Source organism: Mucilaginibacter sp. R-33 (assembly GCF_049949235.1).
Taxonomy (GTDB): Bacteria; Bacteroidota; Bacteroidia; order Sphingobacteriales; family Sphingobacteriaceae; genus Mucilaginibacter.
Window position 1 is genome coordinate 2,301,957 of the sequence record NZ_CP188089.1, and the last position, 26,134, is coordinate 2,328,090.

General features: G+C 42.8%; 21 protein-coding genes. 15 read left to right on the forward strand and 6 right to left on the reverse strand.

Features of this window, described 5'->3' with window-relative positions:
* Window positions 1-14: 14 nt before the first annotated feature.
* Window positions 15-776 (reverse strand): 23S rRNA (guanosine(2251)-2'-O)-methyltransferase RlmB, encoded by a 762-nt coding sequence (gene rlmB, locus ACP26M_RS09835; protein WP_426588387.1) that lies wholly within the window; start codon window positions 774-776, stop codon window positions 15-17.
* Between the two features lie 305 nt (window positions 777-1,081).
* On the opposite strand from rlmB, the gene dnaB reads away from it, so the two are divergent.
* Complete coding sequence (dnaB, locus tag ACP26M_RS09840; protein WP_426588389.1) at window positions 1,082-2,647, forward strand: replicative DNA helicase; 1,566 nt, start codon at window positions 1,082-1,084, stop codon at window positions 2,645-2,647.
* Window positions 2,648-2,725: 78 nt separating this feature from the next.
* On the opposite strand, the gene chrA is transcribed toward dnaB, so the two are convergent.
* Together chrA and ACP26M_RS09850 are read right to left on the reverse strand one after the other, a co-directional pair.
* On the reverse strand, window positions 2,726-3,925 hold the full coding sequence (chrA, locus tag ACP26M_RS09845; RefSeq protein WP_426588391.1) for a chromate efflux transporter: 1,200 nt from the start codon (window positions 3,923-3,925) through the stop codon (window positions 2,726-2,728).
* A 160-nt stretch (window positions 3,926-4,085) separates the two neighbouring features.
* Window positions 4,086-4,427: a tetratricopeptide repeat protein gene (locus tag ACP26M_RS09850; protein ID WP_426588393.1), complete on the reverse strand. Its 342-nt coding sequence runs from the start codon at window positions 4,425-4,427 to the stop codon at window positions 4,086-4,088.
* Between the two features lie 45 nt (window positions 4,428-4,472).
* On the opposite strand from ACP26M_RS09850, the gene ACP26M_RS09855 reads away from it, so the two are divergent.
* From ACP26M_RS09855 to ACP26M_RS09870, 4 genes are all read left to right on the forward strand, one after another.
* Window positions 4,473-5,210 carry an electron transfer flavoprotein subunit beta/FixA family protein gene (locus ACP26M_RS09855; RefSeq protein ID WP_426588395.1) on the forward strand — a complete coding sequence of 246 codons (738 nt, stop codon included), beginning with the start codon at window positions 4,473-4,475 and terminating at the stop codon, window positions 5,208-5,210.
* Between the two features lie 27 nt (window positions 5,211-5,237).
* A complete protein-coding gene (locus ACP26M_RS09860) occupies window positions 5,238-6,215 on the forward strand; it encodes an electron transfer flavoprotein subunit alpha/FixB family protein (protein WP_426588397.1) in 978 nt (325 codons plus the stop codon).
* Window positions 6,216-6,238: 23 nt separating this feature from the next.
* Window positions 6,239-6,838, forward strand: coding sequence for a bifunctional nuclease family protein (locus tag ACP26M_RS09865; RefSeq protein ID WP_090526212.1), 600 nt, complete (start codon window positions 6,239-6,241; stop codon window positions 6,836-6,838).
* Window positions 6,839-7,038: 200 nt separating this feature from the next.
* Window positions 7,039-8,298 (forward strand): nucleoside permease, encoded by a 1,260-nt coding sequence (locus ACP26M_RS09870; RefSeq protein ID WP_426588399.1) that lies wholly within the window; start codon window positions 7,039-7,041, stop codon window positions 8,296-8,298.
* A 130-nt stretch (window positions 8,299-8,428) separates the two neighbouring features.
* On the opposite strand, the gene ACP26M_RS09875 is transcribed toward ACP26M_RS09870, so the two are convergent.
* Window positions 8,429-9,145: a ThuA domain-containing protein gene (locus ACP26M_RS09875; RefSeq protein WP_426588401.1), complete on the reverse strand. Its 717-nt coding sequence runs from the start codon at window positions 9,143-9,145 to the stop codon at window positions 8,429-8,431.
* Between the two features lie 146 nt (window positions 9,146-9,291).
* Window positions 9,292-11,001, reverse strand: coding sequence for a GMC oxidoreductase (locus ACP26M_RS09880; protein ID WP_426588403.1), 1,710 nt, complete (start codon window positions 10,999-11,001; stop codon window positions 9,292-9,294).
* Window positions 11,002-11,186: 185 nt separating this feature from the next.
* On the opposite strand from ACP26M_RS09880, the gene ACP26M_RS09885 reads away from it, so the two are divergent.
* The 7 genes from ACP26M_RS09885 (at window position 11,187) to ACP26M_RS09915 (ending at window position 18,178) form a co-directional block, all read left to right on the forward strand.
* Window positions 11,187-12,032 (forward strand): MOSC domain-containing protein, encoded by an 846-nt coding sequence (locus ACP26M_RS09885; protein WP_426588405.1) that lies wholly within the window; start codon window positions 11,187-11,189, stop codon window positions 12,030-12,032.
* The gene (locus ACP26M_RS09890; protein WP_413323074.1) at window positions 12,029-12,313 is read left to right on the forward strand and encodes a SelT/SelW/SelH family protein; all 285 of its coding nucleotides are present in this window, start codon (window positions 12,029-12,031) and stop codon (window positions 12,311-12,313) included. Before ACP26M_RS09885 ends, ACP26M_RS09890 begins: the two co-directional genes overlap by 4 nt.
* Window positions 12,314-12,430: 117 nt before the next feature.
* Window positions 12,431-12,865: an RrF2 family transcriptional regulator gene (locus ACP26M_RS09895; protein WP_090525408.1), complete on the forward strand. Its 435-nt coding sequence runs from the start codon at window positions 12,431-12,433 to the stop codon at window positions 12,863-12,865.
* Window positions 12,866-13,104: 239 nt separating this feature from the next.
* Window positions 13,105-15,195, forward strand: coding sequence for a nitrite reductase (locus ACP26M_RS09900; protein ID WP_426588407.1), 2,091 nt, complete (start codon window positions 13,105-13,107; stop codon window positions 15,193-15,195).
* Window positions 15,195-15,980: a uroporphyrinogen-III C-methyltransferase gene (gene cobA / locus ACP26M_RS09905; protein WP_426588409.1), complete on the forward strand. Its 786-nt coding sequence runs from the start codon at window positions 15,195-15,197 to the stop codon at window positions 15,978-15,980. Before ACP26M_RS09900 ends, cobA begins: the two co-directional genes overlap by 1 nt.
* Window positions 15,981-16,002: 22 nt before the next feature.
* A complete protein-coding gene (locus ACP26M_RS09910) occupies window positions 16,003-17,466 on the forward strand; it encodes a TSUP family transporter (RefSeq protein ID WP_426588411.1) in 1,464 nt (487 codons plus the stop codon).
* Between the two features lies 1 nt (window position 17,467).
* Complete coding sequence (locus ACP26M_RS09915) at window positions 17,468-18,178, forward strand: phosphoadenylyl-sulfate reductase (protein WP_426588413.1); 711 nt, start codon at window positions 17,468-17,470, stop codon at window positions 18,176-18,178.
* Window positions 18,179-18,498: 320 nt separating this feature from the next.
* On the opposite strand, the gene ACP26M_RS09920 is transcribed toward ACP26M_RS09915, so the two are convergent.
* On the reverse strand, window positions 18,499-21,444 hold the full coding sequence (locus ACP26M_RS09920; protein ID WP_426588415.1) for a TonB-dependent receptor: 2,946 nt from the start codon (window positions 21,442-21,444) through the stop codon (window positions 18,499-18,501).
* Window positions 21,445-21,779: 335 nt separating this feature from the next.
* Here ACP26M_RS09920 and proB point away from each other — a divergent pair, with 335 nt between their 5' ends.
* From proB to mnmA, 3 genes are all read left to right on the forward strand, one after another.
* Entirely contained in the window at window positions 21,780-22,859 is a 1,080-nt protein-coding gene (gene proB, locus ACP26M_RS09925) for a glutamate 5-kinase (protein WP_426588417.1), read from the forward strand.
* A 5-nt stretch (window positions 22,860-22,864) separates the two neighbouring features.
* Window positions 22,865-24,112: a glutamate-5-semialdehyde dehydrogenase gene (locus ACP26M_RS09930; protein WP_426588419.1), complete on the forward strand. Its 1,248-nt coding sequence runs from the start codon at window positions 22,865-22,867 to the stop codon at window positions 24,110-24,112.
* Between the two features lie 792 nt (window positions 24,113-24,904).
* Window positions 24,905-25,993, forward strand: coding sequence for a tRNA 2-thiouridine(34) synthase MnmA (gene mnmA, locus ACP26M_RS09935; protein ID WP_090525391.1), 1,089 nt, complete (start codon window positions 24,905-24,907; stop codon window positions 25,991-25,993).
* Window positions 25,994-26,134 lie beyond the last annotated feature (141 nt).

Here is a 26,134-nt window from a genome sequence, read left to right on the forward strand (position 1 = left end):
CATTTACTACCCACTTACGCCGTACGCTGCCTTATCGCCTCATACAAAATCACCCCGGTTGATACCGATACATTCAACGATTCAATTTCGCCGAACATAGGGATCTTGGCCAGGTGGTCGGAGATCCGGATGATCTCGTTACGAATTCCATCTTCTTCCGATCCCATGACGATGGCCGTAGGTACTGTATAATCCGGAGTGTAAATATTGTCCTGTGTTTTTTCGGTGCAACAAACCAGTTGCAGGCCCGATTCCTGGAGGAACCGTACAGTTTGCATAAAATTATCATGCCGGCAAACAGGGATTTTGTATAATGCGCCAGCCGATGTTTTAATGGCATCAGGATTTATCTGCGCCGAGCCTTTGGCCGGGATCACGATAGCATGCACACCTGCACATTCGGCAGTACGGGCAATGGCACCCATATTCCTCACATCAGTAATGCTGTCTAAAACTAAAATTAACGGCGTTTCCCCCCTCTCAAATACTTCGGGAATGATGTTCTCTATCTTTTGATAAACGATAGGCGAAATCACAGCTATAACTCCCTGGTGATTTTTTTGGGTAATACGGTTCAGTTTCTCAACAGGGACTTGCTGTGCACTTATCTGATACTCGTTCATTAGTTCTTTAAGCTCCTGTATCAAACCACCGCCTATGCCTCGCTGTATAAATAACGCCTCAATCTCTTTACCCGAACGGATCGCTTCCACTACCGCCCTGATACCAAAAACCATTTGATTGCTTTCGCGCTGAGGCCTTGAATTAAATGCCATTTTATTATTTAAATTTTGGCAAAAGTAGCTATATTAATTGATTAAGCCGTTATTGAACTGATAACCCTTTTGGGTTTAACAACATTTGAATGCGAATGCTATCAACACTTCAAAACTTTATTAACATTGGCTCAATTACCTGAAAATCAACTTGCCCAAATTCCACTAAAAAGTTATCAACACCGAGGTGTTTATTAAAAACCTTAAAATTATCGCCCTGTGTATGATTATTTTAAAATGCCGATACACTATGTTAGGTGTTTCCTTTGCCTGCCGAACCATTTTTTGTATATTTTTGTACCCTTATGAGTTTTGAGAATAACAACCAGTATAACAAGCCGAATACTTTTGAACGCCGCGGCCGGATCCCCAATCCAACGCCATTCATTGCAGGTGGCAAATTGCAGCCACAGGCTACAGATTTGGAGGAAGCCGTTTTGGGCGCCCTTATGCTGGAGAAAGATGCGCTCTCATCTGTTATAGATGTTTTAAAACCCGAAGTTTTTTATCAAACCAATCACCAAAAGATTTTTTCTGCAATAAAAATCCTGTTTGAAAAAACACAGCCTGTAGACATCCTTACCGTGACTGCCGAATTGCGCAGGCTGGGCGAGCTGGAAATGGTTGGCGGTGCTTACTATATCACTGAACTTACAAGCCGCGTTGCATCAGCCGCCAATATCGAATTCCATTCGCGCATCATCATTCAAAAATTTATCCAGCGCGAACTTATCCGCATTTCTACAGAGGTGATCAACAATGCATATGAGGATACTGCCGACGTATTCGACCTGCTGGATATGGCTGAAAAAAACCTGTTTGAAATAGCCCAAAGTAATTTACGCCGCGATGCCCGTAATATGGACGATCTTGTTCATGAGGCCCTGCGCGATATTGAAGCCCTAAAGGATAAAAAAGATGGTTTAACAGGTGTTGCCTCTGGCTTTACCAACCTTGACCGGATGACCTCAGGCTGGCAAAAATCAGATCTGGTGATCATTGCTGCTCGTCCGGCGATGGGTAAAACAGCTTTTGTATTAAGCTGTGCCCGTAATGCAGCAGTTGATTTTGACAAACCTGTTGTTGTATTTTCGCTGGAGATGTCATCTGTACAGTTAGTTAACCGTTTGATAGCTGGCGAGGCAGAAATTGAGCAGGAAAAGATCCGTAAAGGCACGCTTGAAGAATGGGAATGGCAGCAGGTACACTCCAAAATTGGCAGGCTTGAAAAAGCAACATTTATTATCGACGACACCCCTGCCCTCAACATCTTCGAGTTCAGGGCAAAATGCCGCCGCTTAAAATCACAGTATGATATCCAGTTAATCATCATCGACTACTTACAACTGATGCATGGCAAGGCTGAAGGCAAAGGTGGCGGGGGCAACCGTGAGCAGGAAATCAGTAGCATTTCTCGTGCTTTAAAATCAGTTGCCAAGGAGCTCAGTGTGCCGGTAATCGCACTGTCACAGTTAAGCCGTGCGGTTGAAAGCCGGCCGGGCAACTCAAAAAGGCCAATGCTTTCAGACTTACGTGAATCGGGCGCAATTGAGCAGGATGCCGACATGGTATTATTCCTCTATCGTCCAGAATATTATGGCCTGACCGAAGATGAGGACGGTAATCCAACCCAGGGTGTGGGCGAGGTAATTATAGCCAAACACCGTAACGGTGAAACGGGTACTGTTCGACTTAAATTTGTGGGCAAATATGTTAAGTTCACAAATCTTGAAGAAGGTATGGATGGCTTCCCCCCTCCCTCAGGTAACGCTTTCGCAGGCCTTGCCCCTTCGCAGGATTTTGAAAAGCAGAGCAACTTCATTATACGTCCATCAAGAATGGACGACATAGATGATGAACCTCCGTTTTAATCTCATTTCGAATGTGGGATTTTCGATTTCGGATTTATTTAAAGACAATATCCGAAATCAAAAATGCAAAATCACAAATCAAAATATTATTCCTAAAACCACACCGATAATGATCACTATCGGTGTTTTTATTTTGGTAAAATGCAGCACCAGGAAGGTGCCGATCATTAAGGCATAGGCTGTCCAATTTAAGCCAAAAGGCCTTACCAGTAAAATCAGCGCAGTAGCCATAAAACCTACAGCTACTGCATTTATACCGCTCAGTGAGTTTTTGATACGTGTAATCTTCTTCAAATCCTCCCAAAACGGCACAATAAACAGGATAAGGATAAGGCCTGGTGTATTGATGCCAATAACAGCAACCAGGCTCCCAATTACCTGCCCCCAAATGCTGTATCCCTTGTTGCCAAGCGTTATGCCGCCCAAAAACGAAGTAAATGAAAATGTAGGCCCGGGCAAAGCCTGCTGCAAGGCATAACCCGACAAAAACTCCGACCGGCTTAAGTAATGCTTAACCTCAACAAATTCGGTATACATGAGCGGTACCAGCACCTGTCCTCCTCCAAAAATAAGGATGCCGTTGCGGTAAAAGTTTTCAAATAAACGGATTGGTAAACTTAATGGGGACGTTTGATTTACAACCGCCCCTAAAGCAGCAAAAAAAAGCAGGATCCCTATAAAGTATGCTACTTTATTAGGGTTTACATTTGAATACAGCTTTACCCTCAATTCGTTTTCATGCTGCTGGGTTTCCATGGCCGATGATATAATGCCGCCGAGCAATATAAGTATCGGAAAAGCATAAGCATTTTGAAGGATGAGTGTCACGATCAGTGAACCAATAGCCAGCATGGTGCTGACCCTGGTCTTCAAAAATTTATTGGCAAATGTATAAGTGGCATAAGCAACTATGCCTACCGCTATAGGCTGTACATAACTGATTACATGAGCAAATTTGGCCTTATTAGCAACCATACTATAGCTGATAGCCGCCATACACATAATAGTGGCCGAGGGCAGGATCCAAATTAAAAATGTAATAATAGCCAGCCTAAGTCCGCCCACTTTCCAGGCTATCCCAACCAGCGTTTGGGTTGACGAAGGGCCGGGCAATACCTGCGATAAGGCATTAAGCTCCATCAACTCATCTTCGGTAATATATTTTCGTTTTTCAACAAACTCGCGCAGTAAAACAGCAATGTGGGCCTGCGGCCCGCCAAAAGCGGTAAAAGTATAAATTAGCACATCCCGCAGAAATAATAGTTGCCGTTTTTTCATTCTTTAAAAAAGTTCAAGTTGATGGTTCATAGTTCATGGTGATGGCTCTTAAGACCATGGTTATAGCCTAATATCAAATATTACAAGTAAACTTATTTAGTTTATAAAACTAAAATCAAAAGGTCATCTTGCATTTACCATCAACTATGAACCCTAAAGGCTAATAATCGTCATCGTCTTCTTCAAAACCCATTGCTTGCCTGTATACTGCCTGCAATTCAGAAAAAGCATGATTATCACGCTTTTCTTTTGTCACTTTCATACCGGTTTCATAAGTTTTAATGGCGTCATCTTTTCGGTTTAGCGCTTCATAAAGCTTACCCAAATGATAATAGGTACCTGTATAGCCGGGGTGGTTATTTACCAGGTCTTCATAATAAGCGAGTGCTTTATCTGTCTCATTCATACGCAGATATTCTGTTGCCAGGGCATATTTCAGAAACTCATCATCCGGTTCATTTTTTATAAATTCCAACAGCTTATTCAATCTGCTTAACTCCATTTTAAACTCTATCTTTTTTAACTAAATTTGCAAAAACCTATTGATATGAAGATTTTGGTATGTGTAAGTAATGTTCCTGATACCACCACAAAAATAACTTTTACTGATAATAACACGCAATTTAATACAAACGGGGTTCAGTTTATACTTAACCCTTATGATGAAATTGCACTTGCCCGCGCCATTGAACTAACCGACGGCGGTAAAGGGACAGTAACTGTAATAAATGTTGGGGAAGCCAATACAGAAGCCACTATACGTAAAGCCCTGGCCATTGGCGCTACCGACGCGGTACGAATAAGTGCTAAACCGCACGATGCCTGGTATGTAGCGTATCAGATTGCGCAATATGTAAAATCGAATCCTTTTGATCTGATCCTGACAGGTCGTGAATCTATTGATTATAATGGATCAAAAGTTGCCGGTATGCTTGGCGAACTGCTTGATCTGCCATCCGTATCCATCATTAAAAAATTAGATGCCGCCGACACAGAGGTAACCGTTGAGCGCGAGATTGAAGGTGGTAAAGAAGTTTTAACTATCCCCTATCCTTTTGTAGCCGGTACAGCCGAAGGGGTGGCCGAACCCAAAATACCCAATATGCGCGGTATTATGTCGGCGCGGACCAAGCCACTTACAGTTGTTGAACCAGTTGAGGTAAAAACATTTTCGGAGATCATTAGTTATGAAACACCTGCCCCGCGCGGCCAGGTGAAGCTTATCCCTGCCGATGATACTGCTAAACTGGTTGAGCTGCTACATACCGAAGCACGTGTTATATAATTATGATCTAATCGTTAACAGATAAATATGTCAGTTTTAATATATGCGGAAAATACCGGGGGCAAATTCAAAAAATCAGTTTTTGAAGCCGTTTCTTATGCCCGCGCCATTGCCGATCAAAATAATACTTCCGTTACCGCTGTTTCAATAGGTAATGTTGATACCGCCGAATTGGCCACATTGGGAAAATACGGCGCAAACAAAGTGCTCAATGTTTCCGGTGATAAGCTAAAAGAATTTGTAAACCAGGCCTATGCCTCCGTTATAGCCGAAGCAGCAAAAAAAGAAGGCTCGGCTGTTGTGGTATTATCAAACACATTTTCGGGCCGTGGCTTGGCGCCCCGTATAGGTGTTAAACTGGAAGCCGGTGTTGCCGATGGAGCGGTAGCATTACCTGAACAGGCTGGTGGCTCGTTTAAAGTAAAAGAAACAGCATTTTCAGGTAAAGCATTTGCAATTGTTGAACTTACTTCGGCAATTAAAGTCATCGCGCTTATACCTAACTCTTACAAAGTTGTAGAAGCAGGCGTCGCTGCCCAGGTTGAGGATTTCAGCGTTGAAACCAAAGCATCCGATTTCAAGGCCATGATCAAAGAAATCGTTCGTTCAACCGATAAGGTTTCCTTGCCCGATGCAGAAATTGTGGTATCAGGAGGCCGTGGTTTGAAAGGCCCGGAAAACTGGGGCCTGATAGAAGAACTGGCTGAACTTTTAGGCGCGGCCACCGCATGCTCAAAACCTGTATCGGATGCAGGGTGGAGACCGCATAGCGAACACGTTGGACAAACCGGTATAGCTGTCAGTCCAAATTTGTATATTGCAGTCGGAATTTCAGGTGCTATTCAACACCTGGCAGGGGTAAGTTCATCAAAAGTTATTGTAGTCATAAACAAAGATCCGGAAGCGCCGTTTTTTAAGGTAGCCGATTACGGAATTGTAGGCGACGCGTTTGAAGTACTCCCTAAATTAATAGCAGCCGTTAAAGAATATAAAGCTTCAGCATAAATACAGGTGTGATGGGGAATAACATGAAAAAAATAAAGCTTGATATTGTCGGCTTATCATACAGTCAAACCCAATCAGGCGCATACGCACTTGTTTTGGGCGAGGTTAGCGGCCGTCGTCGCTTGCCTATTATCATCGGAAGCTTTGAAGCCCAGGCTATCGCTATCGAAATAGAAAAAATGACCCCAAGCCGCCCGCTTACGCACGATCTGTTTAAAAGTTTCGCTCAGGCTTACCAAATTGAAGTTCAGGAAGTAATTATCTACAACCTGGTTGATGGGATCTTTTATGCTAAGCTGGTTTGTAGTGATGGAAAACGCTCTGTAGAGATAGATGCCCGCACCTCTGATGCCATTGCTGTAGCGGTGCGTTTTGACTGCCCTATCTTCACTTATGAATTTATCCTTTCAACTGCGGGTATCGTTATCGAAGGTAATGACTTTGTGTATTTAGAGAATATCAATGAAGCACCAGAGGAGAAATCGGTTAGTGCATCCGTAAGTGGCTATGCTTCTATCAGTACTGAAGAGCTCAAAACCAAACTTCAGGAAGCCCTCGCCGAAGAATCATACGAAAAAGCGGCAAAGATCCGCGACGAACTAAATAAACGTAAAGCGTCTTAGTGATTTCGGAAATCGGATTTGAGATTTCGGATTTGCTAAAAGATAATTTATCACAAATAATAATATTAAACAGAAATCCAACCCCGGGTTTCTGTTTAACAATCGTAATTTCTACACTTGTAGCTTTCTGATTTACATTTATTTCACTACTTTCCACTTTTAATTTAACACTGACTAAAATTATTTAAACAAGGTACCGTATGAATATTAAGTTCCGCTTAATACTGATGAATTTTATGCAATTTTTTATCTGGGGTGCCTGGTTGCTTACCATTGGTGCATACTGGTTCCAGGATAAACATTGGTCGGGCGCACAATTTGGGGCTATCTTCAGTACCATGGGTATTTCGGCAATATTTATGCCCGCCCTTACCGGTATTATAGCCGATAGATTTATTAATGCTGAAAAGCTCTACGGTATCATGCATATTTTAGGGGCGGCATCCTTATTTACCCTGCCTTTAATTACCAGTCCTTCCGCCTTTTTCTGGGTAATGCTGATCAACATGATCTTTTATATGCCAACCCTTTCACTATCAATAACAGTAGCATATTCGGCGTTAAAAAGTAATAACAAAGATGTAGTTAAAGATTACCCCCCTATCAGGATTTGGGGAACTATCGGGTTCATAGCTGCGTTGTGGACAGTGAGTCTCACGCATAATGAAACCTCTCCCAACCAGTTTTATATTGCATCGGCCGTAGCCCTTGCACTTGGCATTTATTCTTTTAGTCTTCCTAAATGCCCGCCGCTTTCCACAAAAACAACCAATAAATCATTTGTCGACTCTTTAGGGTTGAATGCTTTCAAATTATTTAAAGACCCAAAGTTTGCTATTTTTTTCGCCTTTTCCATGCTTTTGGGAGCGGCGTTACAACTTACCAATGCTTATGGCGATACCTTTATACAGGATTTTAAAAATATAGCCATCTACAAAGATTCTGTTGGTGTTAAATATCCGGCTATAATTATGTCGATATCGCAGTTCTCTGAAACGTTTTTCATTTTACTGATCCCGTACTTCCTGCGCAAATTCGGCATCAAGTATGTGATGTTGTTCAGTATGCTTGCTTGGGTATTGAGATTTGGTCTTTTTGCCTTTGGAGATCCGGCCGGTGGTTTATGGATGATTGTTTTATCATGCATTGTTTACGGCATGGCATTCGATTTCTTCAATATATCTGGATCTTTGTTTGTTGAAACACAGGCCACTCCTGATATCAGAGCGAGCGCACAGGGCTTGTTTATGATGATGGTAAACGGGTTCGGGGCTTTTTTCGGAAGTATTGCAAGCGGACTTATTATCGATCACTTCTTTCTGCTGCCCGGCGGTGGCAAAGACTGGCATGGGATCTGGCTTACGTTTGCCGGTTATGCTCTTGTAATTGCAATTGTTTTCCCTTTTGTATTCAGATATAAGCACAATAAGGCACTCGTTGAAGCGATACAACATGCGTAATTTCTGAACCATGATTTAGGGGATTAAGGATTTTCTTACTTAAATAGAGAGGGCTCACGATAATTCGTGAGCCCTCTCTATTGCACGTTATCCGGGAAATCTCAAAAATCTCCCCAAATCCCGGTTCAAACTACTTCTTCCAACCCATTGCATATTTAATACCACCTAACAGATGGTTCAAATATAATGGATCAGCATATGATTCATCAGTATGACCTAACTCGGTATAAAAGGCCCTGCCGCCAGCGAAATTATGATACCAGGCCATTGGGTGATTATCACCGTTTTCGCCACCGATGTAGCTTTTCTCATCTATTTTGATTAGTACGTGCAGATCATCACCTATCCATTTATAGTTATACCATTCGTCCCATCGCTTCCAGGTTTCAGGCAGATGGTTAGTGGCAATAAAATTACGGTCGACCACATGTAATATTGCTTCCTGTTGTTTTGGATGACTTTTAAAATAAGCCCCTACCAGTTTACCATACCATGGCCACTCATACTCGGTGTCTGTTGCGGAATGTACGCCAACAAAACCACCGCCAGCCTTAATATATTGCTCAAATGCAGTTTGTTGGGCATCATTTAAAACATCGCCGGTGGTGTTTAAAAATATTACCGCCTTATATTGTTTTAAATTATCTATGGTAAACCTCGCGGCATCAGTGGTGCTGTCTGCATCAAAATTATTTTCCCGCCCCAGTTTAATTATTGCAGTTACGCCGACCGCTATTGATTTATGAGGGAAACCCGCGGTTTTACAAAATATCAGTACTTTATCTTTAGCAAGTACCTGGCTTATTAGTGTGCCTATTAAAAGGCAAATGGTAAGTAGTTTTTTCATAGCTAGTGAGTGGTTGATTATGTTGATTAAGTGAGTGGTTACTGTTTGGTGAATAGTTGATTGGGTTGATTAAGTGAGTGGTTAGCCTTTAGGAAAAATAGAACTGAACCATTCACCTAATCAACCGCTCACTAATCACCCAATTATTATAAATTCCCTTTCTTCAATTCATCTACTGCAAAATGAGCAGCGCGGGCCGTCATAGCCATATAAGTTAACGATGGATTTTGGCATGCCGCTGAGGTCATAGCTGCACCATCGGTAACGAACACGTTTTTGGCATCCCATACCTGGTTGTTTCCATTAAGCACCGAAGTTTTAGAGTCACGCCCCATCCGCGCTGTACCCATTTCGTGGATCCCATCGCCAACGTTATGACCGCGATCATGCGTTTCAACGTTTTTTACACCAGCACTTTCAAGCATCGCTTTGGCTTCTCTTACAATATCAAAGCGCATTTTCTTTTCGTTTTCTTTGATCTCAGCATCCATCGCTAAAATAGGCAACCCCCATTTGTCCTTGCGGGTTTTATCAAGGGTAATCTTATTTTCGTGATAAGGCAGCAATTCACCAAAACCGCTTAAGCCTATAGTCCACGGACCTGGCTCGGTAAGTGCGTCTTTATAGTCGGCTCCAATGTTCAATTCAGCAATCTCACGGCTCCATCCCATACGGCTTGCCGCTCCCTGGTAACCGAAACCACGCAGGTAATCACGTTTATCACCAAACAGGTTGGCAAAGCGCACAACATAAATACCGTTAGCCCGGCGACCATAATAATATTTATCCTCAAAACCTTCAACCAGGCCGCTTGCGCCAAGGTTGTAATGGTGATCCATAATGTTGTGCCCAAGTTCACCGCTGCTGCTGCCTAAGCCATCCGGCCAAATATCCGTAGCAGAATTCATCAAAACCCAGGCGCTGTTCAAAGCAGAGGCGTTTACAAAAACTATCTTTGAATAATACTCATAAGTTTGGTTGGTTTCGGCATCAAGCACCTCTACCCCTTTGGCTTTTTTTGTATCCTTATCATACAATATCTTAGTAACGATAGAAAATGGCCTGACCGTTAAATTGCCGGTTGCCAAAGCTGCAGGCAAAGTTGATGATTGCGTGCTGAAGTATCCTCCAAAAGGGCAACCCTCCCAGCACCGGTTCCTGAATTGGCAGGCCGTACGTCCTGGAATTGCGGCTGTTAAATTCGCGGAACGACCAATAATCATATGCCTTGCTCCGTTATAGTTTTTCTTGATCCGGGCAGCAACATCCTTTTCAACCACGTTCATGTCCATCGGCGGTAAATAATGACCATCGGGCAGTTGCGGTAAGCCTTCCAATGAGCCGCTGATTCCTGCAAATTTCTCTACATGATCATACCAGGGTGCAAGGTCTTTATATCGAATAGGCCAGTCAATGGCCCAACCATCTTTGGCATTTGCTTCAAAATCAAAATCACTCCAGCGGTAGCTTTGCCTGCCCCATAAAATGGAGCGACCGCCAAGCTGGTATGAACGCCACCAGTTAAACGGTTTAATCTCGGTATATGGTGCGGCCTGTTCGTCAGTCCAGTAATCCATAATGGGTTCGGTCGCTCCCCAGTTGCGTGAGATCACCGGGCGTTGCTTGCGCTGGGCTTGGGTTGGCGAACCGGCATGTTGTCGGTCCCAGGGGTCCTGATTAGCAGTTTTATAATCTTTAATGTGCTCAAAGTTTCGGCCCCGTTCAAGCATAATGGTTTTTAAGCCAAGTTCGGATAACTCTTTTGCTGCCCAGCCACCGCTGATGCCTGACCCTATTACAATGGCATCATAGGTATTATTAGCCTTAGCCTTGCCGTTTATATTACTTAATGGCATAATTATAAATTGGTTTTTAGATTGGATAAAACAATTATATTAATTAAAAATCGATATTGCAATCGATTGTGAAAAAGAACCATGATTTTTAGGACTGAAGGATTATCAAGATTATAATTTCTGGTTTAGGTATCATGAAATCGTCTAATCCTGAAAATCATGGTTCTTTTATTTATTTTTACCCCATGCTACAAGTAAGCGAATTATACATCTACCCTATCAAATCATTGAGCGGCGTTGCTGTGCAAAATGCGGAGGTTACCCGCCGTGGTTTACAACACGACAGGCGTTGGATGCTGGTTAATGAACACGGGCACTTTATAACCCAGCGTGAGTTTCCGCAGATGGCTCTGATCAAAACCACAGTAGAAACTGATGGTATAGCTGTACATCATCATTCGGGCGGATCATTATTAATTCCATTTAATGGCGAAAGAAAATCCTTGCAGCAGTTTGCAGTTTGGGATGATACCTGTATGGGGCAATACGTGAATGAAGAATTTGACCGGTGGTTCAGCCAGGCGCTCAATATAAAATGCCGCCTCGTTCACATGCCCGACGACAGCGAGCGCGAAGTTGACCAACGCTACGCAAAACCCGGTATGATCACGTCATTTGCCGACGCCTATCCTTTCCTGCTCATCGGGCAGGCTTCGCTTGATGATCTTAACAAACGGATGACGTTGCCATTGCCAATGAACCGCTTTCGGCCAAACATAGTTTTTACCGGAGGCGAAGCTTATAGCGAAGACCTGATGAATGAGATTGAAATAGCAGGCATAACCTTTTACGGGGCAAAGCTTTGTGCACGCTGTGTGCTTACTACTATTGATCAGCACACAGCTGTAAAAGCCAAGGAGCCTTTAAAAACCCTTGCCTCCTATCGCATGAAAAACAACAAGATCATGTTTGGGCAAAATCTGGTACATGAAAATACCGGCATAATTTCGGTGGGTGATGAACTTGATGTTTTAAGTACCCATACCGAAGAAAGATTTATTGTAGTAAAGAAACCGATAACAACAGAATGAAACCAACCATAACTATTGAATATTGCCCTAAATGCAACTGGATGATGCGCGCCGCTTACATGGCGCAGGAACTGCTTACAACATTCACCGATGATGTAAATGGTGTTACCTTAAAACCAAGTGAAGTAAGCGGCAGGTATACGATAACCGTTGATGAAGAAACACTGTTTGACCGCAAGCGTGATGGCCATTTCCCGGAAATCAAAGAGCTAAAACAGGCTGTTCGTGATAAGGTAAACCCGGGTAAAAGCCTCGGTCATTCAGACAGGCATCAGTTGTAACTTTTATATAACAATGTCTGTATAAAATATCCTTTCTATATAATCTATAATATTACTCGAAAAAATAGTTAATTTAGAGAATATCTTTATTTACCTTTGTGAGTTTTATTTTAGAAAATGCTTTCAAAAAAAACTAAGTATGCTATAAAGGCACTGGTGGTTCTTGGCAAAAACATGGACCAGCCGCCTATGCAAATTTCGAAGATTGCCGAAATTGAACGGATCCCCAAGAAGTTTCTGGAGCAAATACTGCTTGATTTGCGCAATGCAGGGTTTCTGTACAGTAAAAAAGGTGCCGGCGGTGGCTACAGTCTTAACCGCGATCCCAAAGAAATATTCCTGGTAAGTATCATGCGTATAACCGATGGCCCTATTGCAATGGTGCCTTGTGCCAGCTTAAACTTTTACCACAAATGTGATGAGTGCCATCAGGAAAGCACTTGCGGCATAAGGGATGTATTTGTTGATGTAAGGGACGCTACGCTTAAAATATTAAGCGAAACCAGCATCGCAGATATCATCAAACGCGAAACCACTCTCATCAGCGTTTAAATTAAAAATTTCATAAAACTGTCATAACGCAGTTTTTTTAATTTAAATACTACTTTTTCCGTATACTATATATATATTTGGGAAATGAATCGTGAGAGCATTAATATTACTTACTATAACCAACTTGTCTATTGCCATATGTGCAACGGCAAGGCGGGGCTGTAAACGTAATTTTAACCATATATGCCTCTTTAGCCACAGCCAAAGGGGCTTTTTTATAAAAGATTAATACATAAAATATGCAGAGCTTCAGAACAGAACTGGAGAACCCCATTGTTGAGAAGGATATTATCGATCTTGAAAAAAAGATCCATGCTTTTCGTGAAGGTAAAATTCATGATGAAAAATTCAGAAGTTTACGTTTAGCTCGTGGTGTGTATGGGCAGCGTCAGCCGGGCGTGCAAATGGTGCGGATTAAGCTGCCATTCGGTAAGGTTAGCTTTAAGCAGTTATTAAAAATTGCCGAAATCTCTGATGAATTTGGCAGCAGTAATCTCCATCTTACCACCCGCCAGGACATCCAGATCCACTATGTAAGTCTTGACCGTACCCCCCAGCTTTGGGCTAAGCTTGCACAAGATGACATCACCCTACGCGAAGCATGTGGTAATACCGTGCGTAATGTTACAGCCTCTCCTACTGCAGGTATCGACCCAAAAGAACCATTTGACGTTTCCCCTTACGCATATGCTACGTTTGATTATTTTCTGCGTAACCCGATATGCCAGGAAATGGGCCGCAAATTCAAAATCTCTTTCTCGTCAAGCGATGAGGACACAGCGTTTTCATACATTCATGATATCGGCGCTATCCCTAAAATAAATGCCAATGGCGAACGTGGGTTTAAGATCATGCTTGGCGGCGGTTTAGGTGCACAGCCAATTTTAGCCAGTATTGTTGAAGAGTTTTTACCGGAAGATCAGCTGATCCCTTATATCGAATCAGTGATCCGTGTTTTTGACCGTTACGGCGAACGCAATAACCGCAACAAAGCCCGTATGAAATACCTCATCCAAAAATTAGGTTTGGATGAAGTATTACGTTTAACCAAAATCGAGCGTACTGCCAATAAGGTGAAATCATACCCTATTAACCGTAATGCTATTGATGCACCTGCCTTGCCGCCAACTGATAGCTACCCTCAGGTAACCATCAGCAACCCATTGCGCTATGAGCAATGGCTGGCTACCAACGTTTTTGAGCAAAAGCAAAAAGGTTTTTACGGCGTGTATATTAAAGTGCCTGTAGGCGATATCTCATCTGATACTGCCCGTGCGCTGGTTAAAACGCTGGAGCCATTGGTTGGTCACGAGATCCGTATTACTCAAAACCAGGGATTGCTTTTAAAATACATTCACCAAGCAGCCCTGCCTGCTTTATATGAAGGCTTAGCGAAGCTTGAACTGGCAGTGCCTGGCTTTGACAGTATTGCCGATGTCACCACCTGCCCGGGTACAGATACCTGCAACCTTGGCATCTCCAACAGCATGACGATGGCGAGGGTACTTGAGGACTTGATCTATAACGAATACGAAGATTTTATCTATAATCGCGAAATCAAAATCAAAATAAGCGGCTGTATGAACTCATGTGGTCAGCATGGTTTGGCGCATATTGGTTTTCACGGCAGCTCGCTTAAAGCGGGTGCTAAAGTATTACCTTCGGTACAGGTGATGTTAGGCGGCGGTACCGTTGGCGATGGTGTTGGGCGCGCTGCCGAAAGGGTGATCAAAGTACCTACCAAACGTGCTACCGACGTGTTAAGGTGGTTATTGAACGACTATAAAGAGTTTTCGCCCGAGGGTGAAACTTACCATGAATATTACGACAGGCAGGGTAAAGATTATTTTTACCGTTTGCTAAAACCACTTGCCGACTTAACCACCCTTACCGATGACGAATACATTGACTGGGGTCACCAGGAAACATTTGTTACCGCTATAGGCGTAGGTGAATGCGCCGGTGTGATCATCGACCTGGTAGCTACCCTCCTGTTTGAATCGGAAGAAAAATTAGGCTGGGCTAACGAAGCTTATGCTGATGGCCGCTGGGCCGATGCTATTTACCACGCCTACAATGTTTTTGTAAGCTCAGCAAAAGCTTTATTGCTTGATAAAGGCGTTAACAGCAGTACACAAATTGGCGTGATCAGAGAATTTGATGCCCAATACGTTGAAAAAGGCGAATTTGAATTGAACGGAACATTTAATGATCTTGTTTTACAGCTCAATCAAAATGAGCCTTCGCAAGAATTTGCTACCGCATATTTAGCTCAGGCTACAGAATTTTTAAGCAGAAGCAAGGATAAGAGAGAGGCGCTTGTACAGTAATGACTGATAACAATAAAAATATAAAAGTACCGCGCATTACCCTGGTGGGTGCCGGTCCCGGCGATGCCGACCTGATAACCGTGAAAGCCATCAAAGCTTTAAAAACAGCCGATGTTGTTTTATACGATGCGTTGGTTAATGAAGAACTGCTTGAATACGCTCCCGAAACATCAACAAAAGTTTACGTTGGCAAACGTTCAGGCGATCACACCTTTTCGCAGGAAGCTATTAACAATCTTATGGTTGATTATGCCAAAAACTATGGCCATGTGGTTAGGTTAAAAGGCGGTGATCCATTTGTATTCGGTCGCGGATACGAGGAACTCATTATTGCTGCAGCGCATAAGATACAGGCTTCGGTTATTCCTGGCATCTCAAGCTCGATAGCCGTGCCCGAATTACAGCAGATCCCTGTTACGCATCGTGGTTTAAGCGAAAGTTTCTGGGTAGTTACAGGCACTACTGCAAATGGCAAGATCTCTAACGATCTTATTGATGCTTCACGCTCAAATGCTACCGTGGTTGTATTAATGGGGATCCATAAACTGGCCGAGATCACTGAAATATTTAAATTACAAGGCAAGAACAAACTACCGGTAGCCGTTATTCAAAGCGGATCGACAGATGATGAGAAAATCGCTGTTGCTACGATAGATACTATTGTTAATGCTGTTGAAGAAAATAAGATATCATCGCCTGCAATTATTGTTTTAGGCGAGGTAGTGTCGCTTCATCCAAAATTCCAACTGATACAAGAAGTTTATGACGTTGTTGCCCGGGGATAGGAGTTTAACCAATATTCAGGATATGAAACAGGAAGGCAATCAGCTTTTCCCTGTTTTTTTAAAACTGAATGACTTGCATACTGTGCTTATAGGCGGCGGTAATGTTGGTTTGGAAAAACTTACCGCTGTACTTAATAACAGCAACAGAGCGAGGGTAACCGTTATTTCGCGCGAGTTTTTGCCCGAGGTACATACGCTTGCATCGCAATATTCCGGTATCCGTATTGTACAAAAATCATTTACAGATGATGACCTGAACAATGCAGATATTGTTATTGCTGCTACTAACGACAGTGAACTCAACAGTTATGTCCGCAACGCAGCTCACGACCGAAAGCTACTGATCAATGTAGCCGATAAGCCTGCATTATGTGATTTTTACCTGGGATCAATAGTGCAAAAGGGTGACCTGAAATTAGCCATATCTACCAATGGAAAATCACCCACCGTGGCAAAACGATTAAAAGAAGTATTAAACGAAAGCCTTCCTGCCGAGCTTGACATCACTTTGCAGCAAATGAGCGAACTAAGAAATACCCTTGAAGGCGACTTTGCCGACAAGGTAAAAAAACTAAATAGTGTAACATCTGTACTGGTCGAGTCCAAGGCCGCCAGCCGGAAAAACTTCATCTGGCTTATCTGGTCAACCATTATTGTATCGTTGGCCATTGGTATAACGGCACTTTATTTGAAAGAGCCCAACTTTAAGAACTTCGTAACCGGCATCGATCCTATTTTTTATTACTTTTTAGGCGCCGGGTTTGTATTTGCGATGATTGACGGCGCCATTGGCATGTCGTACGGTGTTACGTCAACTACATTCTCACTTTCCATGGGTATCCCCCCTGCCTCGGCCAGTATGGGAGTTCATTTATCGGAGATATTGAGTTGTGGTATAGCTGGTTGGATGCATTACCAAATGGGTAACATCAACTGGAAGCTATTTAAACTACTGGTTATACCGGGTATTATCGGTGCTGTAACGGGTGCTTACCTGTTATCATCACTTGAGCATTATAGCATGTATACCAAACCTGTTGTATCAGTTTATACACTGATATTAGGTATAGTGATATTCAGGAAGGCCTTCAACACGCAAAAGAAAAAATCTGCCGACAAAGTAAAACGTATTTCAATGCTTGGCTTAGGCGGCGGCTTTATTGACGCTGTTGGCGGCGGTGGCTGGGGTTCAATCGTGCTATCTACCCTCATAGCCGGCGGCCGCAGCCCTCGTTTTTCATTAGGCACTGTTAAACTTTCACGCTTTTTTGTGGCGATGATGGGTTCAATAACCTTTATTGCTATGGTAAGCAGCGATCACTGGCAGGCTGTAGCGGGGCTCATATTAGGCAGTGCACTTGCTTCACCAATTGCAGCTAAGATCTCTAACAAGATCTCAGCAAAAACTATCATGGTGGCGGTATCGGTAATCGTAATCCTCATCAGCATTCGTTCAATCATTATGTTTGTTACTAAGGTTATATAAAATGAGCACCGCATTACAACAAATACAAGGTGCAACTACCGGACTTAATCCGGTTGAAGCCCTGACTAAACTGGCAGAGCTTTTCCCCGGTGAAGTTATATTTTCAACCAGCTTTGGTTGGGAAGACCAAGTGATCAGTCATATGATCTTTGCCAATAATCTGCCAATTAAAGTATTCACGCTTGAAACTGGCAGACTCTTCCGCGAAACTTACTCGGTTTGGGCCGCAACCATGAATAGGTATCAAAAACCTATACATGCCTACTATCCGAATAATGAACTATTGGAAGAGATGGTAAGCAAAAAAGGCCCTAACAGCTTTTACGAGTCGGTTGAAAACCGCAAGGAATGTTGCGGCATCCGTAAAATTGAACCGCTTAAGCGCGCTTTAAAAGGCAATAAGATTTGGATCACCGGCATCCGCGCCGAGCAATCGGTTAACCGTCATGATATGCATGACATGGAATGGGATGAGCAAAACCAACTGGTAAAGTTCCACCCAATTTTCAACTGGACACTGGACGAGGTAAAAGCCTATATCAAACAATACAATATTCCTTATAACTCATTGCACGATAAAGGCTTCCCAAGTATAGGCTGTATGCCATGTACCCGTGCGGTAGCCGAAGGCGAGGACTTCCGTGCCGGCCGCTGGTGGTGGGAAGATCAATCCAAAAAAGAATGTGGTTTGCATGAGACAGCAAAACCTTGATTTTTAGGATTAAAGGATTGCCTTGAAAAATATGAAAGTTGAAGCAATCAACCAATTCATGAAAATCCTCTAATCAGGCAAATTAAGGTCAAAGACGCTTTTTTTATACGTAGGTCAATTGGTCGGAAGATTAGTTGGCCTTTTTTACTGAACCATGATTTTTAGGATGATGGGATGGCCATGTATTGTCTGATTAAGGTGTTCCGAACTCTACATAAAACTCAAGGTAATCCTTTAATCCTAAAATCAACGGTCAAAAAAAGGGGATTAAGCTTATCGCCCCGTCCCCTTACAAACTATATAAAACGTAATAAAAGCTCTTACTTGTTGTTATTACCTGCTAATAAGCCGTCAAGCGTTACCGAAACATAGTATAAACCACCGATGGTTGGGCCACCAGCATATTGGTAATACCTTTTGTTAAAGATATCAGTAGCGCCTAACTTAAATGTTGCATAATATGAAGGCACGCGGTAAGTAACCTGCGCATCAACTGTTTTAATTGAAGGCACAGTACCGGTAACCAGCGGGCTCTCCCACAGGTATGACTGCTGCCATTTGTAAACCACATTAAAGCCAAAGTTTTTAACCACTTCGCGGTTGCCAAACGATACGTTGCCCGACCATTCAGGAGTATTAAAGCCTGTAACAAATATATCTGAAGCTGTTTGAGCTTTTAATTTATTAAAGCTTACGTTACCCGATACCGTGTAGTGTTGGTAGAAATTGTAAGTGATACCTGCAGATGAACCATAATTGTGATAGATGTTCTTAGCATTGGTATAAACGCGGTACCTGCTTTGGCCCTGGCTGGCGGCATTACTTGAAGTACCTATAGTAGGATCGCGGTTAATATCAAGCATTGATAATACAGCTGCATCTGAGCCTACAGTAGCACCATTTGGTACAAATACCTGCACTTGGCCAAGGAAGCCGTCATAGCGATTGGTATAGGCGTCAATATCAATGAACACTTTATTATCGGCTACTATGCCTTTATAACCAACTTCAAATGAAGTGATCTGCTCCGGGCGGGCGGGTGGCAGGTCCGCTACTTTTAACAGGTTCCGGTTAGCTAAAGCTGCCTGATCTGAGCCGCCTGCAGCATTCACGGCTGCATTAAATGCTACCACCGATGTTTGAGTATAGCTATTGCCAAGATAACCTAAGCCTTCGTTAATGAACGGCAAACTGCCTACACGTTTTACCCTACCGTTATTTACGTATGATAAAGCCTCAAACAATGAAGGGAAACGATAGCCGTTCTGGAATGTAAACCTGAAATTATGATTTTGATTAACAGTGTAAACAGCAGCTAAACGCGGTGTAAATTTAGGATCGAAGTACGGGTTACGGTCCCACCGGATTGAGCCGAATACTTTCAGTTTCTCGTCAAAAAAGGTTTTGGTAACCTGGGTAAAGGCGCCATATTTTTTGTAGATCACATCTTTACCAAAGGAGCCATCGGCCAATGGAGTATTCCTGTCGGCAATAGCGCGACTAAAATCCACGAAGTTATTTCCATCCGGTGTGATGCTGTACACACGCACATCGGCACCAACCAACAGGTCAACAAATTTAACCTTGCTGCTCAAATCCCATTGGGCCTCGCCATTATACATATGGCTTTTTTGAACCAACGCCGCACCACCGGTAACCGGGGCGTTAGGGATCAGGCTCGATTTGATATCCCAATTATTAATACCAATAATAGTTTTTCTCAAAGCATCAAACTCAGGGGTACCCGGCTCAACACGGCCGTTATCAGCAGCAGCACGGGCAGCCTGCTCAGCCGCAGCAAGATTTGCAGATGTAAGCACGCCACCATTATAAGCTTTTAAAGCATTACCATATAAAGTTGCCCAGGCCGAGTTACTGGCATGATTAAGGTCGAGGTTATCGGCCAGTGGCTTCACGTTAAACGAGTTGCCGGTGTTTTCTATTGATTCATAACCACGCACCAGGAAATCTTTTCCTTTTAACTCAATTTTATGATTCTGAACTGTTGCTCCCTGTAACGAGATTTTGTTGCCGCGCTGAAACACGCCATCAAGCCTGCCATAGCGATAGGTATAAGACAATATGGTGCCTGGTGATAATTTATAAGATAAAGTTCCATCCAATTTTAAGTTTTTCACGTGCGGATCAACCAGGTCAACCTCATTGTAGCCTGTACGGGCAACGGTAAGGTTAGGGCGGGCTTTACCATCAACGGTGATACCTTTTATTGATACTGTGTTACTGCCTGCAAGGGCATCGTCACCGTATTTGTTCCAGCCGTCATAAGCCGCGTTGCTGGTACCTGTTAATTCAGGATAAGCAGGGTTGGCCGATTTAAGGTTGGTTGGATTTTGATCAAGACGGGTATCTGATTGCCAATCCTGTCCCTGCAAATAACTAAAGTTCACTTTAACGGCAAATTTATCGTTAAATGCTTTGGCATATCTTAAAGCATCTTCGGTAAGCGAACTTGCCCCTAAGCGGTCTTTACCAACATGGTTTAAACCCTGGCGATGGTAAAAGCTTAAGCCCTGGTATTTAAAAGCATCTTTAGTGAACAGGTTTGATAAACCATTAATAGCATTGGTACCATAAAGAGCGGCAGCAGCGCCGGGAGTAATTTCCACACTGGCAATATCCAATTCGGTTGGGCCAATAGCGTTTCCAAGCGGCACACCCAGTGTAGCCGACTGCATATCAACACCATCAACCAGCTGCATAAACCTGAAGTTGTTCGGGCTGTTGAAACCACGGGTATTTGGCACTTTAAGGGTGATACTGGTGGTTGTCATCTGTACGCCTTTCACGTTCTCCAAAGCATCATAAAAACTGGGGCCTGGCGATTGCTTTAACGCCGTGATACTTAATTTTTCAATAGCCACCGGCGAGCGGAGCAGCTTTTCCTCCTTACGGGATGCCGTTACCACCACCTCATTAACCAGCAATGATTGTGTTGTGAGGGTGATGTTTACTGCGCTGTTAGCATTTTTTATATAAAATTCCTGAGGCTGATAACCTACTGCTGTGAAAACAAGGGTGTAAGGCAGCTTGGCGCTTGTGGTTAACGAAAACTTACCTGTGGTATCCGTTGATGTTTTGTTGGTTGTACCTTTTATAGATACGGTTGCCCCTATCAGCGGCTTACCCTGATCGTCGTTTACCTTGCCGCTCAATATATATGAGCCATTAAGCTGTGCATAACTTATCCCCGGTAATAGTACCAGGAAAAGCACAACTATTCTAACTAAGTTTGTAAAAATTTTCATGAAGTAATTGGTGTGGTGGTAATTAAAATTGTGATTAGTAGTTGTGTTATCGTTGATGAAGGTACGCTCAACAACAACACACTGCAGTTAGGAGCTGCATTTTTAACATGGACTGAACGGCAATTGCATTAATATGATACATTGTCTATAGAATTAGTCGACAAAAATATAAATTTAATACTGACTGTCAAGTCTTCTACTCTATTTTTTTAAATTTTTGATGACTTTTGCATCATTTCACTATAAAATCGATCACTTTACTGGATATTTCAAAATAAACAAAGCCTAATTTCTTCCAAATTTGTAATATTGAAGCCTCAACCTGTACTATACTAATGGCTTTTAATTATCAACGCATCGTTATCAAAATCGGCTCAAATGTTATTACCCAGGAAAACGGGCTCCCCGACCTGCCGCGAATAACCCATTTGGTTGAACAGATAGCTGCGATTAAAAAGCAAGGCATTGAAGTAATACTGGTTTCATCGGGTGCTGTAGCATCCGGCCGCAGTTTGATCTCTGTCGCAGAAAAATCAGATGCTGTTGCTGCCCGCCAGGTGCTGGCCTCTATTGGGCAGGTAAAACTGATCAATACCTATTCGCACCTGTTTGAGCAGTTTCAGATATTATGTTCGCAGGTTTTGGTTACGCGCGAGGATTTCAGGGACAGGATGCATTACCTCAACATGAAAAACTGCCTTGAGGCTTTGCTGCAATATGAGGTGATCCCAGTGGTAAACGAAAACGACGTAGTATCGGTAACCGAACTAATGTTTACCGATAATGATGAATTGGCGGGCCTCATAGCTTCTATGCTTAATGCTAATGCGCTCATCATCCTCACCAACGTTGATGGTATTTACAATGGTGATCCAAAAGCAGCAGGTTCGGCAGTGATAGACGAAGTTAGCGGTAATGAGCTTGATTTTTCAACCTTTGTATCCTCGGGCCGTTCGCAATTTGGGCGCGGAGGTATGATCACCAAATCAACTATGGCACAAAAAACGGCACAGCTTGGCATTTCGGTGCACATAGCCAATGGTAAACGGAATCAGATCTTAACCGATGTTTTGGAAAACCAGGTTATGCATACCCGTTTCATTCCCAATAAAACAGCATCAGGCAAAAAGAAGTGGATTGCCCACTCCGAAAAATCAGCAACCGGGAGCGTACTCATTAACGCAGGTGCAAAAGCTGCACTCATTTCAAACAAAGCAACCAGCTTATTGCCGGTTGGCATAGTGGGAGTAATAACCGACTTTAAAAAAGGCGATATTATTAAACTGATAGATGATACCGATAAGCTTATTGGCTTAGGCATCGCCGAGTATGGGGCAGATAAGGCCCGTGAACGCATTGGCCAAAAAAACCAAAAAGCACTGGTACACTATGATTATCTTTACTTACAAGGCTAAATACAATGAACTATAACAGCTATTTTGATAAAGCACGTGAAGCAAGCCGCAAAGCTCCCCTTGCTCCTGCCATTATCAATGAAATTTTGGAGGACGTGGCAGCCGAAGCTATCGCGCAAACCGAATATATCCTGGCCGAAAACCAACGAGACCTTGACCGCATGGATCCGGCTGATCCAAAATACGATCGCCTGAAACTTACAGCTGACCGGATTAAAGGTATTGCCGGCGATATGCAGAGCGTTGCCAAATTGGATAGCCCACTTGGAAAACAACTTTCGGCTACCGAAATGCCTAATGGCTTATCGATATCAAAAATACGCGTACCGCTTGGCGTTGTCGGCGTTATTTATGAAGCCCGGCCCAATGTTACTTTCGATGTTTTCGCGCTTTGCTTTAAAACAGGCAATATCAGTGTACTAAAAGGCGGCAGTGATGCCGATTTCTCCAACCGGGCTATTATCTCGGTTATCCACAAAGTATTAGCAAAACATAACGTCGATGTTAATGTGGTTACACTGCTCCCTGCCGAACGTGAGGCCACTGCCGCTTTATTGAGCGCAATTGGTTATATCGATGTGCTCATCCCAAGGGGGAGCCAATCATTGATTGACTTTGTGCGGGACAATAGTAAGGTACCGGTTATTGAAACGGGTGCCGGCATCGTACATACTTACTTCGACGAATCGGGCAATCTGGAGAAAGGGGCTGAAATCATTGCCAATGCTAAAACCCGCCGTGTAAGTGTTTGTAACGCCTTAGATTGTTTGCTCATCCACTCCGCCCGCTTGAGTGACTTGCCGCGACTGGCGCGGATCCTCAGGGAAAAAGAAGTGGAGATCTTTGCCGATGAGCAGTCTTTTACAGCGTTAAAAGACGACTATCCTGCCGGCCTTTTACATAAAGCCAGTCCGGAACACTTTGGTACAGAATTTCTTTCCATGAAAATGGCTATTAAAACGGTAAGTTCATTTACTGAAGCGTTAGAATATATCGCTGTAAACAGTTCAAAACATAGTGAAGCTATTATCTCTGAAAATGCAGAAAACATTGCTAAATTTTTAAATGATGTGGATGCTGCGGCTGTTTATGCCAATGTTTCGACAGCGTTTACTGACGGTGCCCAATTTGGCCTTGGGGCCGAGATTGGCATCAGTACCCAAAAGCTTCATGCCCGCGGCCCTATGGGCCTGGAAGAACTTACCAGTTACAAATGGATAGTTAAGGGCGACGGACAAACGCGGAATCCATAATTATCCCGCAGAAACCTTCGCAATAAAAAAAGGTGCTTACAACCTTCGTTGTAAGCACCTTAACGTGTTATTCGTATTGTAAGCGTTACTTTATTAAGTAGTTGGCTGCAGCAATAAAGCAAATAATCACTAAAATCACGCCCTGTAATTTTTGTTCTAAAGTCAATTGAGTTAACATTCTTTTATTAATTAGGATATAGCAAATTTATAATGTAAGAGGTATGTTACAATAGTGAGTATCACTTTTACATTATTTTTAATAAATAATGTTGCTTGTTTTTATAATAGTCAGCGCTACATTTATTAATTAAACTTTTATCAAAAAAAAAGCCATAATGTTGAAACTGGTGTATCAGTTACACCCCTTTTCAATGTAACATTTATCGCGGTTTTGACACTAAAAATGCGGGGTTTAACTGGTTTTTATAATATCCTACTTTGCGTGGCTTTTTATTTCCCTGTTACACTAAGCCTGTCACTTTTTCTTACTCCCTCTGTGTTTAATTATTATATATTAATATAATGTTAAGCTTGTCAGGATTTAAGCATTCAACTCATATTAACGAAACAACAGCGCCGGCAATTCGATAATTGGAATTTCACCCGTTATATCCCCCGGGTGAAGAGACTATATTATCGGCATAACTACTTAATATAGCCAATGCAATAAACTGATTTACAATATTAATTAACTATTAGTTAACAGTGAAAACCTGTCGATAAAACACATTTTACCCTTTACTGACCAAGCATATGTTAACATAAAAATCAAATAGGTATCTTTGCAGCATTATGAGTAAGCATGGCAGGATATTAGTGGCAATGAGTGGCGGGGTTGATAGTTCGGTGGCGGCAGTGATGCTGCATGAACAGGGCTATGAAGTTATTGGTTTAACCATGAAAACCTGGGACTATGCCTCATCGGGCGGCAGTTCAAAAGAAACAGGCTGCTGCAGTTTGGACAGTATCAATGATGCGCGTGCCCTGGCAGTTGGCTACGGCTTTCCTCATTATATATTAGATATCCGCAATGAGTTTGGCGATTTTGTGATCGACAACTTTGTTGATGAATACCTGGCCGGCCGTACCCCTAACCCCTGCGTTTTATGCAACACCCATATTAAATGGGAAGCATTGTTAAAACGTGCCGATAAACTCGATTGCGAATTTATAGCTACCGGTCACTACGCCAATATCCGTTTACAGGATAACGGCCGTTATGTGATATCTAAAGGTAAGGATACCAATAAAGATCAATCGTACGTGTTATGGGGAGTATCTCAAAAAAACCTTGCACGTACCAAATTCCCGTTAGGTAGTTTCTCAAAGCCCGAGATCAGACAGATGGCGCTTGATATGGGCCAGATAGAACTTGCCGGTAAAAGTGAAAGCTATGAGATATGCTTTGTACCTGATAACGACTACCGCTCCTTTCTGCGCCATAAAGTTGAAGACCTTGACGAACGAATCGGACCCGGTAATTTTGTACTTACAAACGGCACTGTGGTAGGCAAACATCAGGGCTACCCCTTTTATACCATCGGGCAGCGTAAAGGTTTAGGTGTGGCATTAGGGCATCCAATGTTTGTTACGAAAATCGATCCTGCTACCAATACAGTTGTTTTAGGTACTGCCGATGAGCTTGAACGCAAACAAGCGTGGGTAAAAAACCTCAACCTCATTAAATATGAAAATATAAACGAGCCTCTTGAAGCTATTACCAAAATACGTTACAAAGATGCAGGTGCGCAAAGCACCATTCTTCAAATGGGCGAACATATGAAAGTTGATTTTCATCATAATGTGTCAGGCATAGCGCCGGGCCAGTCGGCTGTATTTTATGAAGGAGACGATCTGGTTGGCGGTGGTTTCCTGATGTAAGCCTTTTTGTTGTAAGGTTGCAACGTTTGAATGTTACAAGGTTGTTTTTTTGGAAACCTTTTGGCTAACCAACCTTGAGGGCCTAATTTTTCGCCTTAATTCATTGCCAATCTCTCAAACCTGCAAGTCTTTGCACTCCAA

Coding starts and splice junctions, on each gene's coding strand:
- ACP26M_RS09890 (WP_413323074.1), top strand. CDS start 12,029: ATGAAACCAACCATAACTATTGAATATTGCCCTAAATGCAACTGGATG.
- proB (WP_426588417.1), top strand. CDS start 21,780: ATGGCTTTTAATTATCAACGCATCGTTATCAAAATCGGCTCAAATGTT.
- ACP26M_RS09930 (WP_426588419.1), top strand. CDS start 22,865: ATGAACTATAACAGCTATTTTGATAAAGCACGTGAAGCAAGCCGCAAA.
- ACP26M_RS09880 (WP_426588403.1), bottom strand. CDS start 11,001: ATGCCATTAAGTAATATAAACGGCAAGGCTAAGGCTAATAATACCTAT.
- dnaB (WP_426588389.1), top strand. CDS start 1,082: ATGAGTTTTGAGAATAACAACCAGTATAACAAGCCGAATACTTTTGAA.
- ACP26M_RS09895 (WP_090525408.1), top strand. CDS start 12,431: ATGCTTTCAAAAAAAACTAAGTATGCTATAAAGGCACTGGTGGTTCTT.
- ACP26M_RS09850 (WP_426588393.1), bottom strand. CDS start 4,427: ATGGAGTTAAGCAGATTGAATAAGCTGTTGGAATTTATAAAAAATGAA.
- ACP26M_RS09920 (WP_426588415.1), bottom strand. CDS start 21,444: ATGAAAATTTTTACAAACTTAGTTAGAATAGTTGTGCTTTTCCTGGTA.
- ACP26M_RS09875 (WP_426588401.1), bottom strand. CDS start 9,145: ATGAAAAAACTACTTACCATTTGCCTTTTAATAGGCACACTAATAAGC.
- mnmA (WP_090525391.1), top strand. CDS start 24,905: ATGAGTAAGCATGGCAGGATATTAGTGGCAATGAGTGGCGGGGTTGAT.
- ACP26M_RS09860 (WP_426588397.1), top strand. CDS start 5,238: ATGTCAGTTTTAATATATGCGGAAAATACCGGGGGCAAATTCAAAAAA.
- cobA (WP_426588409.1), top strand. CDS start 15,195: ATGACTGATAACAATAAAAATATAAAAGTACCGCGCATTACCCTGGTG.
- ACP26M_RS09900 (WP_426588407.1), top strand. CDS start 13,105: ATGCAGAGCTTCAGAACAGAACTGGAGAACCCCATTGTTGAGAAGGAT.
- ACP26M_RS09910 (WP_426588411.1), top strand. CDS start 16,003: ATGAAACAGGAAGGCAATCAGCTTTTCCCTGTTTTTTTAAAACTGAAT.
- ACP26M_RS09855 (WP_426588395.1), top strand. CDS start 4,473: ATGAAGATTTTGGTATGTGTAAGTAATGTTCCTGATACCACCACAAAA.
- ACP26M_RS09870 (WP_426588399.1), top strand. CDS start 7,039: ATGAATATTAAGTTCCGCTTAATACTGATGAATTTTATGCAATTTTTT.
- rlmB (WP_426588387.1), bottom strand. CDS start 776: ATGGCATTTAATTCAAGGCCTCAGCGCGAAAGCAATCAAATGGTTTTT.
- ACP26M_RS09865 (WP_090526212.1), top strand. CDS start 6,239: ATGAAAAAAATAAAGCTTGATATTGTCGGCTTATCATACAGTCAAACC.
- ACP26M_RS09885 (WP_426588405.1), top strand. CDS start 11,187: ATGCTACAAGTAAGCGAATTATACATCTACCCTATCAAATCATTGAGC.
- chrA (WP_426588391.1), bottom strand. CDS start 3,925: ATGAAAAAACGGCAACTATTATTTCTGCGGGATGTGCTAATTTATACT.
- ACP26M_RS09915 (WP_426588413.1), top strand. CDS start 17,468: ATGAGCACCGCATTACAACAAATACAAGGTGCAACTACCGGACTTAAT.